Annotated in this window: 16 protein-coding genes; 8 read left to right on the forward strand and 8 right to left on the reverse strand. The window is 53.6% G+C overall.

Annotated features, from left to right (window positions below; translation table 11 throughout):
* The first annotated feature begins 5 nt into the window (after positions 1–5).
* Positions 6–338 carry a thioredoxin gene (gene trxA / locus OS189_RS05925; protein WP_267166369.1) on the forward strand — a complete coding sequence of 111 codons (333 nt, stop codon included), beginning with the start codon at positions 6–8 and terminating at the stop codon, positions 336–338.
* 55 nt (positions 339–393) lie between these two features.
* Here the strand turns inward: trxA and OS189_RS05930 are convergent, their stop codons facing one another.
* Entirely contained in the window at positions 394–1,287 is an 894-nt protein-coding gene (locus OS189_RS05930; protein ID WP_267166370.1) for a hypothetical protein, read from the reverse strand.
* A gap of 96 nt (positions 1,288–1,383) precedes the next feature.
* Here OS189_RS05930 and hslV point away from each other — a divergent pair, with 96 nt between their 5' ends.
* From hslV to OS189_RS05945, 3 genes are read left to right on the forward strand one after another with little or no spacing between them, the layout of a single operon-like run.
* Positions 1,384–1,941: an ATP-dependent protease subunit HslV gene (hslV, locus tag OS189_RS05935; protein WP_267166371.1), complete on the forward strand. Its 558-nt coding sequence runs from the start codon at positions 1,384–1,386 to the stop codon at positions 1,939–1,941.
* Positions 1,938–3,245 carry an ATP-dependent protease ATPase subunit HslU gene (gene hslU, locus OS189_RS05940; RefSeq protein WP_267166372.1) on the forward strand — a complete coding sequence of 436 codons (1,308 nt, stop codon included), beginning with the start codon at positions 1,938–1,940 and terminating at the stop codon, positions 3,243–3,245. The genes hslV and hslU overlap by 4 nt, the downstream gene beginning before the upstream one ends.
* A 39-nt stretch (positions 3,246–3,284) precedes the next feature.
* Positions 3,285–4,508 (forward strand): MFS transporter, encoded by a 1,224-nt coding sequence (locus tag OS189_RS05945; protein WP_267166373.1) that lies wholly within the window; start codon positions 3,285–3,287, stop codon positions 4,506–4,508.
* Here the strand turns inward: OS189_RS05945 and OS189_RS05950 are convergent.
* The 3 genes from OS189_RS05950 to OS189_RS05960 are packed head-to-tail and all read right to left on the reverse strand — an operon-like array spanning position 4,491 to position 6,777.
* The gene (locus OS189_RS05950) at positions 4,491–5,090 is read right to left on the reverse strand and encodes a Smr/MutS family protein (protein WP_267166374.1); all 600 of its coding nucleotides are present in this window, start codon (positions 5,088–5,090) and stop codon (positions 4,491–4,493) included. The genes OS189_RS05945 and OS189_RS05950 overlap by 18 nt on opposite strands.
* Complete coding sequence (gene mltA, locus OS189_RS05955; protein ID WP_502226661.1) at positions 5,087–6,082, reverse strand: murein transglycosylase A; 996 nt, start codon at positions 6,080–6,082, stop codon at positions 5,087–5,089. The genes OS189_RS05950 and mltA overlap by 4 nt, the downstream gene beginning before the upstream one ends.
* Positions 6,083–6,120: 38 nt before the next feature.
* Positions 6,121–6,777 carry a Tim44/TimA family putative adaptor protein gene (locus OS189_RS05960; RefSeq protein WP_267166375.1) on the reverse strand — a complete coding sequence of 219 codons (657 nt, stop codon included), beginning with the start codon at positions 6,775–6,777 and terminating at the stop codon, positions 6,121–6,123.
* Between the two features lie 104 nt (positions 6,778–6,881).
* On the opposite strand from OS189_RS05960, the gene OS189_RS05965 reads away from it, so the two are divergent.
* Positions 6,882–7,370, forward strand: coding sequence for an FxsA family protein (locus tag OS189_RS05965; RefSeq protein ID WP_267166376.1), 489 nt, complete (start codon positions 6,882–6,884; stop codon positions 7,368–7,370).
* 72 nt (positions 7,371–7,442) lie between these two features.
* On the forward strand, positions 7,443–7,925 hold the full coding sequence (gene secB, locus OS189_RS05970) for a protein-export chaperone SecB (RefSeq protein ID WP_267166377.1): 483 nt from the start codon (positions 7,443–7,445) through the stop codon (positions 7,923–7,925).
* Positions 7,926–7,928: 3 nt separating this feature from the next.
* Here the strand turns inward: secB and dnaQ are convergent, their stop codons facing one another.
* The 4 genes from dnaQ to OS189_RS05990 are packed head-to-tail and all read right to left on the reverse strand — an operon-like array spanning position 7,929 to position 10,627.
* A complete protein-coding gene (gene dnaQ, locus OS189_RS05975; RefSeq protein WP_267166378.1) occupies positions 7,929–8,615 on the reverse strand; it encodes a DNA polymerase III subunit epsilon in 687 nt (228 codons plus the stop codon).
* Positions 8,608–9,195 carry a dephospho-CoA kinase gene (gene coaE, locus OS189_RS05980; protein ID WP_267166379.1) on the reverse strand — a complete coding sequence of 196 codons (588 nt, stop codon included), beginning with the start codon at positions 9,193–9,195 and terminating at the stop codon, positions 8,608–8,610. The genes dnaQ and coaE overlap by 8 nt, the downstream gene beginning before the upstream one ends.
* Positions 9,195–10,031 (reverse strand): shikimate dehydrogenase, encoded by an 837-nt coding sequence (locus OS189_RS05985; RefSeq protein ID WP_267166380.1) that lies wholly within the window; start codon positions 10,029–10,031, stop codon positions 9,195–9,197. The genes coaE and OS189_RS05985 overlap by 1 nt, the downstream gene beginning before the upstream one ends.
* On the reverse strand, positions 10,028–10,627 hold the full coding sequence (locus OS189_RS05990; protein WP_267166381.1) for a Maf family protein: 600 nt from the start codon (positions 10,625–10,627) through the stop codon (positions 10,028–10,030). The genes OS189_RS05985 and OS189_RS05990 overlap by 4 nt, the downstream gene beginning before the upstream one ends.
* 396 nt (positions 10,628–11,023) lie before the next feature.
* On the opposite strand from OS189_RS05990, the gene OS189_RS05995 reads away from it, so the two are divergent.
* Both OS189_RS05995 and rho read left to right on the forward strand, forming a co-directional pair.
* Positions 11,024–11,473, forward strand: coding sequence for a CopD family protein (locus tag OS189_RS05995; protein WP_267166382.1), 450 nt, complete (start codon positions 11,024–11,026; stop codon positions 11,471–11,473).
* A gap of 131 nt (positions 11,474–11,604) precedes the next feature.
* Positions 11,605–12,876 (forward strand): transcription termination factor Rho, encoded by a 1,272-nt coding sequence (gene rho / locus OS189_RS06000; RefSeq protein ID WP_267166383.1) that lies wholly within the window; start codon positions 11,605–11,607, stop codon positions 12,874–12,876.
* The last annotated feature ends 7 nt before the right edge of the window (positions 12,877–12,883 follow it).

Below are 12,883 nucleotides of genomic sequence, written 5' to 3' on the forward strand. Positions count from 1 at the left end.
AACTCATGGAGAGCTTTATGGCCACCGTTTCTGTTACCGACGATACATTCGACGCCGAAGTAAAAAATTCCGATATCCCCGTAGTGGTGGATTTCTGGGCAGAATGGTGCGGCCCTTGCAAACAAATCGGCCCCGCGCTGGAAGAGTTGTCAGCAGAAATGGACGGCAAGGTTAAGATCGTCAAAGTAAACGTCGATGAGAACCCCAACTCCCCCGCACAAATGGGCGTACGTGGTATCCCTGCACTGTTCATTTTCAAGAACGGTGAAGTTGTATCCAACATGGCAGGTGCGCGCCCCAAGGCGGCCTTGCAAAGCTGGATCGAAGAATCCATCTGAGCCTGACACATATTTTTGAAAGGGTGCCTGATTTCAGGCGCCCTTTTTTTATCGGTTATACCGGCCAGCCAAAGCGCCTTAAACGCGCCGCGATCCGTTCTTCGGCGTCCGGACGGCCCGCATTGATGCTGTTTTTCTGCCAGAACCAATGAACGTAGGCGGCATAGTCCGGCTTGGATTGGCCAACAGCTGTGAATCCGGCCGCAATATCAGCCGGATCAGCCTGCACAGCGATGTGGTGAAAATCTGTCTTTCGAAACAACAGCGCGGGTTTGCCGAAAAAGTATCCGTTGAACGCCACGCTTGAGTTTTGCGTCACGACATAGTCGCACTGCATCAGCAATGATTGCATCCCACCTGTCTGTACGCTCAAACGGTCGTGCTGCTTTTCCAGTCTGCTCAATGCCGCGATCTCGGCCCTGCTGTAGCGTTCTTGCGGATGCAGCGTTGCGATTACAGGTGCGAGGGTATGGGCAAGGCAATGCTCCACCATTTCAAGTGGGCTACATACCTGAAAGGGGCGGTGCTCTGTCAGTTTGCCCTGCAGCGGAACATAGACAAAACCTTCCCGTGTCGCATTGCCACACGCATCACTAAAAAGGCGTTTCTGCCAGAACGTGTAAAATCGCGCCGCTTCGTCCGCCTCGGACCGCTCGGGCGCGAATTCGCTTTGCGCTACATCCCACGCCCAGCGCTCGGCGCTTTGTTCGATCTGCCAGAACGGATAATGATAGACGCGGCGAAAACACAGCCCCATTGGATCGGGGGGTGATTTGATATGGCTCATCGAGCGGCCCTTTGGCTCTTGACCGAAGGGGGCATAAACCACGTCCAGTCCCGCCTGTGTCATCACACCGGCAAGCTTACCGATAAAGTTGTGCTCACCTGCCTGCGCACTTTCGCACAGTTCCGGCTCCATCAAAAAAGTTGCTGTTTCGGATGTTGTCATGGCGCAGACGCTACTGCCCGCTGGCAGTCACAACAAGGGCTGCCCTTGTCCCGTCGCGCGGCAACCGCCATATAGTCGTCAACACACGGAGGTTTTATGGCACAAGACAGTTTTCCCGGATGGCACGGCACGACGATTATCGGCGTGAAAAAGGGCGGCGAAGTGGTGATCGCGGGGGACGGGCAGGTGAGCCTTGGCCAAACCGTGATCAAAGGCACAGCGCGCAAGGTGCGCAAACTCTCCCCTGGTGGCTATGACGTGGTTGTTGGCTTTGCCGGTTCAACGGCCGATGCCTTTACCCTGCTGGAACGGCTAGAAGCAAAGCTGGAGGCCACCCCCGGACAGTTACAGCGCGCAAGCGTAGAGCTGGCGAAAGACTGGCGCACCGACAAATATCTGCAAAAGCTTGAGGCGATGCTGATAGTGACCGATGGCAAGGAATTGTTGATCATCACAGGTGCAGGTGACGTTCTGGAACCCGAACATGACATCGCTGCAATCGGATCTGGCGGAAACTTTGCGCTGGCCGCCGCACGTGGCCTGATCGACAGCGACCGCGACGCCGAAGCCGTTGCGCGTGACGCGATGAAAATCGCTTCTGACATCTGCGTTTATACCAACGGAAACCTGACCGTGGAGAAAATCAAACCATGACCGATCTTACCCCTCGCGAAATCGTATCCGAGCTTGACCGTTACATTATCGGCCAGAATGATGCCAAACGCGCCGTGGCCGTGGCCCTGCGCAACCGCTGGCGGCGCAAGCAACTGTCCGACGATCTGCGCGACGAGGTTTACCCCAAGAATATTCTGATGATCGGCCCCACGGGCGTGGGCAAAACCGAAATCAGTCGCCGTCTGGCGAAACTGGCGCGGGCGCCATTCCTCAAGGTGGAAGCAACAAAGTTTACCGAAGTGGGATATGTCGGCCGCGATGTGGAGCAGATTATCCGTGATCTACTGGACGCCGCCATTGCGATGACGCGCGAACACATGCGCGAAGACGTGAAAGCAAAAGCTCAGACCGCGGCGGAAGAGCGCGTGATTGATGCAATTGCCGGCCCGGATGCGCGAAGTGGTACGCGTGAGATGTTTCGCAAGAAGCTGCACGATGGCCAGCTTGATAGCACAATGATCGAGCTTGAAGTCGCCGATACATCAAACCCGTTTTCCGCAATGGATATTCCCGGACAGCCTGGCGGCGGGATGGGGATGATTAATCTTGGTGATATGTTTGGCAAAGCCATGGGCGGCCGCACGACAAAGAAGCGCCTGACCGTTGCCGAAAGCTATGAAGTGCTGATCGGTGAAGAGGCCGATAAGCTGCTGGATGATGAAACGGTCACCCGCGCCGCAATCGAAGCGGTTGAGCAGAACGGCATCGTGTTTCTGGATGAGATCGACAAGGTGTGTACCCGCGCTGATGCGCGAGGCGGTGATGTAAGCCGCGAAGGTGTGCAGCGCGATCTGCTGCCTCTGATCGAGGGCACCACCGTCAGCACAAAGCATGGCCCTGTGAAAACGGATCACGTGCTGTTTATCGCCTCGGGAGCGTTCCACATCGCGAAACCGTCTGATTTGTTGCCGGAATTACAGGGGCGTTTGCCGATCCGTGTGGAACTGCGCGCACTGACCGAGCAGGATTTTGTGCGTATTTTGACAGAGACAGACAATGCCCTAACCCTGCAGTACACCGCCCTAATGGGAACCGAAGAAGTCACCGTCAGCTTTACCCCGGAAGGGATCGCCGCGCTGGCGAAAATTGCAGCAGATGTGAACCAGTCGGTTGAGAACATCGGAGCGCGGCGGCTTTACACGGTGATGGAACGTGTGTTCGAAGAACTCAGCTTTACCGCGCCCGACCGCAGCGGCGAAGAGATCGTGGTTGATGCCGATTTTGTCGATGCCAATCTGGGCGAGCTTGTCAAATCAACCGATCTAAGCCGCTACGTGCTTTAACCCCTTCCCATTTTCCCATGCGCCTGCGACGAAGGGCGCATGGGGTATCTACGCTTTCTCATTGATAACCGTTTGTTCTTGTTGGCAGGGTTTTTGCTGACCTTTACTTCGTCTTTTGGACAAACTTACTTTATCTCGTTGTTCGCAGGTGAGATCAAAACCGCTTTTGGCCTCTCGGACGGTGGTTGGGGCGGCATCTACACCATCGGCACTACACTTTCGGCAATCACCATGATTTGGGCAGGGACGCTAACGGATAGGTTTCGTGTGCGGCAACTGTCACTTGTTGTAATGGCGTTGCTTGTATTTGCCTGTGTCGCAATGGCGCTAGTGCCCAACGGCTTCCTGCTCATTTTTGTAATTTACGCTTTGCGGTTGACGGGGCAGGGGATGCTGTCGCAACTGGGCGCAGTTGCGATGTCACGATGGTTTATCGCCGCGCGTGGTCGTGCGCTGTCCATATCCTCAATGGGGTTCGCGGTGGGGCAGGCGATACTACCGGTGGTGTTCGTTGGGCTGCTGGTCACAATGAATTGGCGTAATCTGTGGTTGCTTGCAGCAATGTGTATCGTTGTATTGATCCCGATCATGCAAATATTGCTTCATCAGGAGCGGACACCACAATCCATGGCAGGTGGCAATCAAAGCCTCGGCATGGGTGGTGTCCACTGGACGCGTGCGCAAATGTTGCGGCATCCGTTATTTTACATCCTGATCCCTCTGGTGATCGGACCGTCTGCATGGGGCACAGCGCTTTTTTTTCAGCAGGTTCACTTGACTGAAGTAAAGGGGTGGAGCCTTGTATCATACGTGGCGTTGATGCCGGTTTATACGGTTGTCAGCATCGGGTTTACCTTCTTTACCGGTTGGGCGATCGACAGGTTCGGCGTGAAGTGGATTGTACCGTTTCAAATGGTGCCTTTTGGTGTGTCGTTTCTGGTGCTGGCCTATGCGGATACGATCTTTATGGCTGGTATCGGGTTGATGATATTTGGCATAGGGCAGGGTACACAGGGTACAGCCACCTCGGCATTCTGGGCGGTGTTTTACGGCACCCGTCATCTCGGCGCGATCAAAGCGGCAGCAGCGGCGCTCATGGTGTTCGGCTCCGCCATCGGGCCGGGGATAACGGGTGCTTTCATTGACTACGGAATTGATTTTCCTGATCAGATGATCCCGATTGCCCTGTTCTATTTCGGCGGTGCATTGCTGGCCGGATTGGGAGTGTTACGATATCAGCGCGATCTACCTGTTACGGCGTAAATAGACGTAGTAGGCTCCGCCGCCACCATGGCTGACGTGCGCTTGGGCGATTTGAAGCACAACCGATTTCATCGGCGGCATGGCCAGCCATTGTGGCACCTGATGGCGCAAAATGCCGTGGCGTACAGGAATTGGGCCGCCTTCATCCCGCTGTTTTCCCTTGCCTGTCACCACTAGGATCAGCCGCTTACCTTGGGCATGTGAGTTCATCACAAACCCGGTCAAAACAGGGTGCGCACGATCCAGCGTCATGCCGTGAAGGTCAATTTTTCCCTCCGGTCGCAGTTTTCCGCGCTTTAACTTACCAAAAGATTTTTGATCCATCTGAACCGGTGCCTGACGGATCGCATCGTGGACCGCAGGGGCCAACACATGTGAAGGCGCGCGGGTTTTTCCGACAGGTTTGCCAAGCACAACCGATTGCGCTTTACGCAAGTTGCGTGACGCAGCCGCAGGTGCGGGCAGGGGCGCATCAGGATCAAAGCGTTTGGCTTCGAGGTTGCTGCGTTCCATCGGCTTGGTGTTTGCGCGCACACGATCCCAAAGTTCCTGATCCTCGGCGCTAAGTCGGCGGCGCTTCATAATGCGCTTTCGGGCAGCAGGGCATAGGCGCGCTGGATCGGCATCAGCACAACCAGCCGCCCCGGATCACGCAATGTTCCCGCCTCGCGGCCCGCTTTGTCGCCGGTTCCAAAGAAAACGTCGGCCCGCTGTGCCCCTTTGATCGCAGATCCCGTATCCTGCGCAATCATCAAACGCCGCAGAGGTTTTTTGCCATCCTTTTCGATCCAGACAGGAGATCCCAACCGGATTATGGACGGATCAACAGCAATTGTGCGCATTGTCGTGATCGAGCGGTTCATCGCTCCCAGCGGTCCCTTGTCGCTGGGAACTTTGCTTACCTCGCGGAAAAACACATAGGACGGGTTGTGGTACAGCAGTTCCTGCCCTTCGTCGGGGTTACGCCTGACCCAGTTTTTGATCACTTGCGCACTCACCTGATGTGGTTCGTAGATGCCTTGCCGGACCAGTTCTTGCCCGATAGAGCGGTAATCATGCCCGTTTGAACCACGATACCCCACCCTTAACGCACGCCCGTCAGGCAGACGAATACGGCCAGAGCCCTGAATTTGAAGGAAAAAAAGCTCTACCGGATCATCAACATAGGCGATTTCCAAGCCCCGACCATCCATAACACCGCTTTCCAGAATTTCACGTCGGGTCAGCCACGGACGATTCCGGCGCGCTTCGGCCGGCATTTTATAAACCGGATAGCGGTAGCGATCGGAACGATAGAGCGAGCCTTCAAGCTCCGGCTCGAAATAACCGGTGAACAGCGCGTCATTACCATCCGTTATCAGGACAGGGCGGAAGAACAGTTCGAAAAATTCGCGCGGATCAGGGCCTGATCTGGCATAGGCACAGACGGCGCCCCAATCAGGATCTTTCATATCGTTGCAGGTGTTCAAAAACGTCTGAAACGCAGCGGCGTGATCGTCGGTCTCCCAACCGTCCAACTGGTCAAAGGACAGAACATCGTATTTTACGTCAGACGCCAAAGGCCCCGCCAACAGCGAAGCCCCGAAGATGGCACTGATGCGAAGAGCGCATACTACCCGTCTGTAGAAACCAAGAACCAATTCGGATCATCCGAGCCCATTATGCGGGCAAATACCCACGTGTCTTTCTGCTTTTTAGCATCCGTGATGCTGCCTTCAACAATCTCGCCTTCCTTATTGCGAACTGCCTGTGTCAACTCTGCCACAAATTTCAGCGTCATTTCCGCTTCTTTTGTGTCGGGATCAAGCGTCACGTTCTCAAGGCTCATCTCGCGGACACCGATAAAGTTTGCCTCGATGGTCAAACCCTGATCTTCGCGCGCAGCGACACCGTCAACAAAGCTTTCGTAGATATCTTCGGACAGGAATGCCTTGATTTCATCAAGTTCGCCGCGTTCATACCCCATCACGATCATTTCGTAAGCGCCGCGCGCACCCGCCAGAAAATCTGTAACGTTGAACGAAGGTTCAATCCGCTTCATCTCGGCCAGCGCGCGCGCCTGCGCGGTGCCTTCGTCAAAATGGTCTGTAATATCCAGATCGGGGCCGCCTTCGATAACTTCAAACGCAGGGCCACTGCGCTGGGCAGCAGGTGTAGGAAGGGGCGGTTTTTCAAAACCCTCCCGTGTGCCAAGCACATTTTTAAGCCGCAGGATCAGAAAAACCGCGATAGCGGCAAGCACCAGAAGCTGGATAAGCGGCGAATTCATAGGAACCTCTTGGGGACTAGGCGTGGAAACAATCGATTAAGCACCTTATGTAGGTGCGAAGGGGGCTCGAGTCCACTGTAGCCCTAATGAAAGGAAGCAATTACATGTGGCTTTTAATCGCTTTTATCGCCGTTCCGGTGATTGAAATTGCGTTATTCATCCAAGTTGGTGGATTTATCGGCCTTTGGCCCACTCTTTTGATCGTTATTTTAACAGCTCTTGCAGGCACCTATCTGGTCCGCAGTCAGGGGCGGCTTGCACTGGGGCAGTTGCAAAGCTCGTTCAGTGATCTGCGCGATCCGACCGAACCCTTGGTTCACGGGGCGATGATCCTGTTTTCCGGCGCTTTGCTGCTGACACCCGGTTTTTTTACAGATGCTGTCGGTTTTGCGCTGCTGGTCCCTGCGATCCGTCACTCGGTATTCAAAGCGATCCGCGCTCGCGTGAATGTCCAGAGTTTCAGCACGTCGGGCGCAAGCCCCCATCGTGGCCCAACGCAACCGCGTCGTAATGACGATATCATTGATGGAGAATTCATAGAGCTGCCCGATGATGATGCGCCGAAAGGCAACTCAAAGTGGACAAAAAACTAAGAGATTGAGCGCTGTGATCTGACCTGTTAAGCCACTTCCAGTAATTTCAACCTCCAAAGAGGAGAGCCGATTATGGCCGAGGCCGAAGCAACAACACCAACAACACCCCAGCTGCGCGTTTTGGGGCAGTTCATCCGTGATATGTCATTCGAAAACATCATGGCGCAAAAGGGCGCGCCATCCGATGTGCAACCTGATGTTCAGGTGCAAGTAAATCTGGACGCGAAAAAGCGTAGCGCGGAAAACCAGTACGAGACAGCGATCAAGCTGAACGTGACCTCCAAAGCAAAGGGCGCTGACACAACGCTGTTCGTTCTGGAAATCGACTATGTCGGTATTTTTGACATTCAGGACGTACCGGAGGAGCAGTTGCACCCCTTCCTGTTGATCGAATGCCCGCGGATGATTTTCCCGTTCCTGCGCCGTATTGTCAGCGATGTGACGCGTGATGGTGGTTTCCCGCCGCTTAACCTTGAAAACATCGATTTCGTATCGCTTTACCGCAATGAAATCGCGCGCCGTCAGGCGGAAGAGACTCAAAAAGCCGACGCGTAAGCTTCAGCTTTTAAGCCACAATGCATCGCCGCCCAATTTGCTGACAAATTCAGCGTGGGCGGCGATTTCTTTTTCGCTGAGCCGTGACGGCAATGGCACGGGGCGCGGACGCGGTGACCACGCCGTGTTTGCTTCACCCTCTTTGGGTTCGGCGCGCGTGGACAGGCCAAAATCAGGTTGTTTACCGCCGATCAGTTCCAGATACACTTCGGCCAGAATTTCACTATCCAACAACGCGCCGTGCAAAGTACGAGACGAGTTATCGATGCCAAAACGACGGCACAATGCATCAAGTGAAGAGGGCGATCCGGGGAACTTTTTGCGCGCGATGGCCAGCGTGTCGATCGCCTGCTCCCACGGGAGCTGACGCAACCCCATTTTTGCCAGTTCGAAGTTCAGGAATTTCATGTCGAAGGATGCATTGTGGATGATCAACTTGCTATCACCGATAAAATCCAGAAATGCCTGACCGATGGCCGCAAACTTTGGCTTGTCGCGTAGGAAATCATCACCCAGACCATGCACTTCGAATGCTTCGTTCGGCATACTGCGTTCGGGGTTTATGTATTGGTGGTACGTGTTGCCGGTCGCCACATGGCCCATCAATTCAACGGCGCCGATTTCTACAATGCGGTCACCTGTCTGCGGATCAAAGCCGGTGGTTTCTGTATCGAGGACGATTTCACGCATGAAGCTGGCTCCGGATTGTTTGCACGATGTTTTGGACCTGTGCTGCTGCCTGTTCAAGCGTGTCCGTGTTGATCACATAGGTTGCGCGGGCGCATTTTTCTGCGGCTGGCAGTTGTTTCGCCTTAATGTCCAGAAACTGCTCGCGCGTCATCGTGCCGCGCGCAAGAACCCGCGCTTCCTGTGTCGCATCATCTGTGATTACACACGCGGTTGCATCCATACGGGCATCACCTCCGGTCTCAAACAACAGCGGGATGTCCAGCACGACAATATCGGCATCCGTATTCTTTAAAAAATCTGTACGATCCTGCCCGACAAGAGGATGCACAATACGCTCGATCTGCTTTAGGGCAGCGGGATCACGTCCAATGATCTGTTTCAAAACCGGACGCGACACTGCACCGTCAACGATCGCTTCGGGGAAAACAGCTTCAAAATGGGACACAGCCGCGCCACCTGCGCCGTAAAGGCGGTGCACAGCTGCATCCGCATCCCACAAGGCACACCCCTGTTCGACAAACATCTGTGCGGTGGTGGATTTACCCATCCCGATGGAACCTGTCAGACCCAGCAAGAACATCAGCGCAGCGCCGCCGCACGGGTGGCGCGATCAACCTCGGGGCGGCGGCCAAACCAGCGTTCAAATGCCGGAACTGCCTGATGCAACAGCATGCCAAGACCATCAACAGTGACGCATCCATATTCCTCGGCGGTGGCCAGCATTTTTGTTTTCAGCGGCGCATAGACCAGATCGGTCACAACAGTTTGCGGGCGCAGACCATCCAGCGGCACGCGCAACTCCGGCTTGCCAATCATCCCAAGGGAGGTGGTGTTTACCAACAGGGCAGCATCATCAATAATGTTTCCTGCCTGAACCCAGTCATACACAAACACACGGCTGCCAAAGTCTTTTTGCAGCGTTTCCGCGCGTATTCTTGTTCGGTTTGACAGGTGGATTTCTGGTACACCAGCTTCCAGCAAGGACGAGATAACGGCACGCGCTGCACCACCGGCCCCCAGAACCACCGCAGGACCGCTGCGCGGGTTCCACTGTGGCGCGCCATCCTTTAGGTTTTCAATGAAACCATAGCCGTCTGTGTTGTCCGCATGAATTTTTCCATCCTTGCGGAAAATCAACGTGTTTGCAGCACCGATCAGAATTGCACGATCCGTTACCAGATCAGCGATTTCCATCACCTTTTCCTTGTGTGGAATCGTAATGTTTACCCCGACAAATCCCATTTTTGGCAATGTTCGCAGAACGGTTTCCAGATCATCCGGCGCGATATCCATAGGGATGTAATGCCCCGTTATTCCGTATGTTTTCAACCAATGGCGATGCAGTTGCGGTGATTTTGAATGTGCAATGGGTGTACCGATAACACCGGCCAAAGGAATGCGGGGCAGTTCGGTCATTGGGCAATATCTCCGCGCAGGGCAAGGTAGTTCAGGATTTCCAGCAAAGGCATACCGAGAACGTTAAAGTAATCGCCTTCGATGTGCGAGAAAAGCCTTACACCTTCTTCTTCCAGCTTATAGGCACCGACGGCGTGTTTGATACTGTCCCAGTTGCGCCCAACGTAATCGTCCAGATAGGCATCGGTCGCTTCGCGCATCCGAAGGCGAACCTGCCCGATGTGACGCCAGAGCGGTTTACCACCTTGATAAATCACCGCTGCAGAAAGCAGACTGTGCCGGGCGCCACGCATTGCACGTAGCTGTGCCAACGCCTCCTCTGCGGTTTTTGGTTTGCTCAGCAGTTTGCCCGCATGTTCCAGAATCTGGTCACACCCGATCACAAGCGCTTCGGGGTTTTTCTCGCTAACTTTTGCGGCTTTCATCTCAGCCAGCGCATCGGCAATATCACGCGGCGGAGCCCCTTCGGAAATCAGCGAGGCTTTTACCATATCCTCGTCGATACGCGCGATCTGCACCGTGTGAGGAACAGCCGCCTGGCGCAGCATTCGGCTACGGATTTCAGAACCGGATGCGAGGATGATGTGGACAGTCATGTGGATAACCCTTGCATGATCTACGAAGTATTCGGTGACAACTTGTCGACAAAACACCATCCGAGTTCAAGAGCGGGATAATCCATCTATCCTATTAAGTTTGCCGCAGATTCCCCCACCGTGGAAAAGAACAATTTCGGGGTTTGATAACTCTTTTTGTTCGAAAGACATACACCAACTTATTCATAGATTATGGGTATCTATAAGTATTTAATTATATTATGTTTTTGTAATTAATCGGAAGTTATCAACAGGCCCGATATGGCACGTGATAGCCCTATATCGCTTTGTGGATAAAAATTTAATCCACAGGTTTTTGTGTCCCTACTTAAAACAACAATCTTTCTTTCTATCTTTATTATTATAAAGAGAAGGTCACAGACCGGAGAGAATGACATGGGTGATATCCTGAGCGTGGCCTACCCCTGGATCAAAGGGTTTCATATCATTTCGCTGATCTCGTGGATGGCTGCGCTGTTTTATCTGCCCCGATTGATGGTACACCACACCGAGCAGGTTGGTCTGACAGGCGATACCCATAAAATTTTTGCAATGATGGAATACAAGCTCGCAAAAGTGATTATGAGCCCTGCCATGATGGCGACATGGCTTTTTGGTATTCTGCTGGTTGCTACACCGGGAATCGTCTATTGGGGCGATGTCTGGCCGTGGACCAAAGGCGCGGGGGTTATCGCGATGACTGTCTTTCATCTGTGGCTGATGCGCCGGATGAAAGGGTTTCAGCGCGGAGAAAACACCGTAACCGGCAGGCAGTACCGTCTAATGAACGAGGTTCCGACCCTGCTGATGATCCTGATTGTGTTTTCGGTCACCGTGAAGTTCTAGAACACTGGCAGATTGACAGCATCAGGGGCGCGGCGTAAAGCATATGCACCGCTCCGTCCGGAGAGGGTGAAACCCGATACCATCCCAAACAGACCAGCCAGCGCCTTTTGCGCAGGGCTAAGGAATTTTCTATGACCACCGAAACCCTCACTCTTGCCGATCTCAAGGCGCAATCGCCTAAGAGCCTGATTTCAATGGCCGAAGAACTGGATATTGAAAACGCCTCTACCATGCGCAAAGGCGAGATGATGTTCCAGATTCTGCGTGAGCGCGCGGATGAGGGGTGGGAAATCTCGGGTGATGGGGTTTTGGAAGTGCTTCAGGACGGATTCGGATTTTTGCGCTCTCCCGAAGCAAACTATCTGCCCGGTCCGGATGATATCTATGTTTCTCCGGACATGATCCGCCAGCATTCGTTGCGCACAGGTGATACTATCGACGGGTTGATCAAATCTCCTGATGATACAGAACGTTATTTTGCGCTAACAGAAGTGACGCAGATCAACTTCGAAGATCCGATTAAGGCGCGTCATAAGGTTGCGTTTGAAAACCTGACACCGCTGTATCCTGATGAACGTCTAAAGATGGAAATTGACGATCCTACAGTCAAAGACCGCTCGGCACGGATTATTGACCTTGTTGCGCCAATTGGTAAGGGTCAGCGTTCGCTGATTGTGGCGCCACCGCGTACGGGTAAGACGGTACTGCTGCAAAACATTGCGAATTCGATCGAACAAAACCATCCTGAATGTTATCTGATCGTTTTGCTGATCGACGAACGGCCCGAAGAAGTGACCGACATGCAGCGCTCGGTTAAGGGTGAGGTTGTGTCTTCGACATTTGACGAGCCTGCAACCCGCCACGTGGCCGTGTCTGAGATGGTTATTGAAAAGGCCAAGCGGCTGGTAGAACACAAACGTGACGTTGTTATCCTGCTCGACTCCGTAACCCGTCTGGGTCGGGCGTTTAACACCGTTGTTCCTTCGTCCGGTAAGGTCTTGACCGGTGGCGTTGATGCAAATGCCCTGCAGCGCCCCAAACGCTTTTTCGGCGCGGCGAGAAACATTGAAGAGGGCGGATCGCTCACGATTATCGCAACTGCTCTGATTGATACAGGCAGCCGGATGGATGAGGTGATCTTCGAGGAATTCAAAGGGACAGGTAACTCTGAAATTGTTCTTGATCGTAAGATTGCTGACAAACGTGTATTCCCTGCGATCGACATTCTTAAATCCGGTACGCGGAAAGAAGAATTGCTGGTCGACAAAATTGATCTGCAAAAGACATTCGTTTTGCGCCGGATTTTGAACCCGATGGGGACAACGGATGCAATTGAATTCCTGATTTCAAAATTGAAGCAGACAAAGACGAACTCCGACTTCTTCGATTCGATGAATACCTAAAACGTCA

Origin of the sequence: Sulfitobacter sp. F26169L, from assembly GCF_026410285.1 — a bacterium.
GTDB lineage: Bacteria > Pseudomonadota > Alphaproteobacteria > Rhodobacterales > Rhodobacteraceae > Sulfitobacter.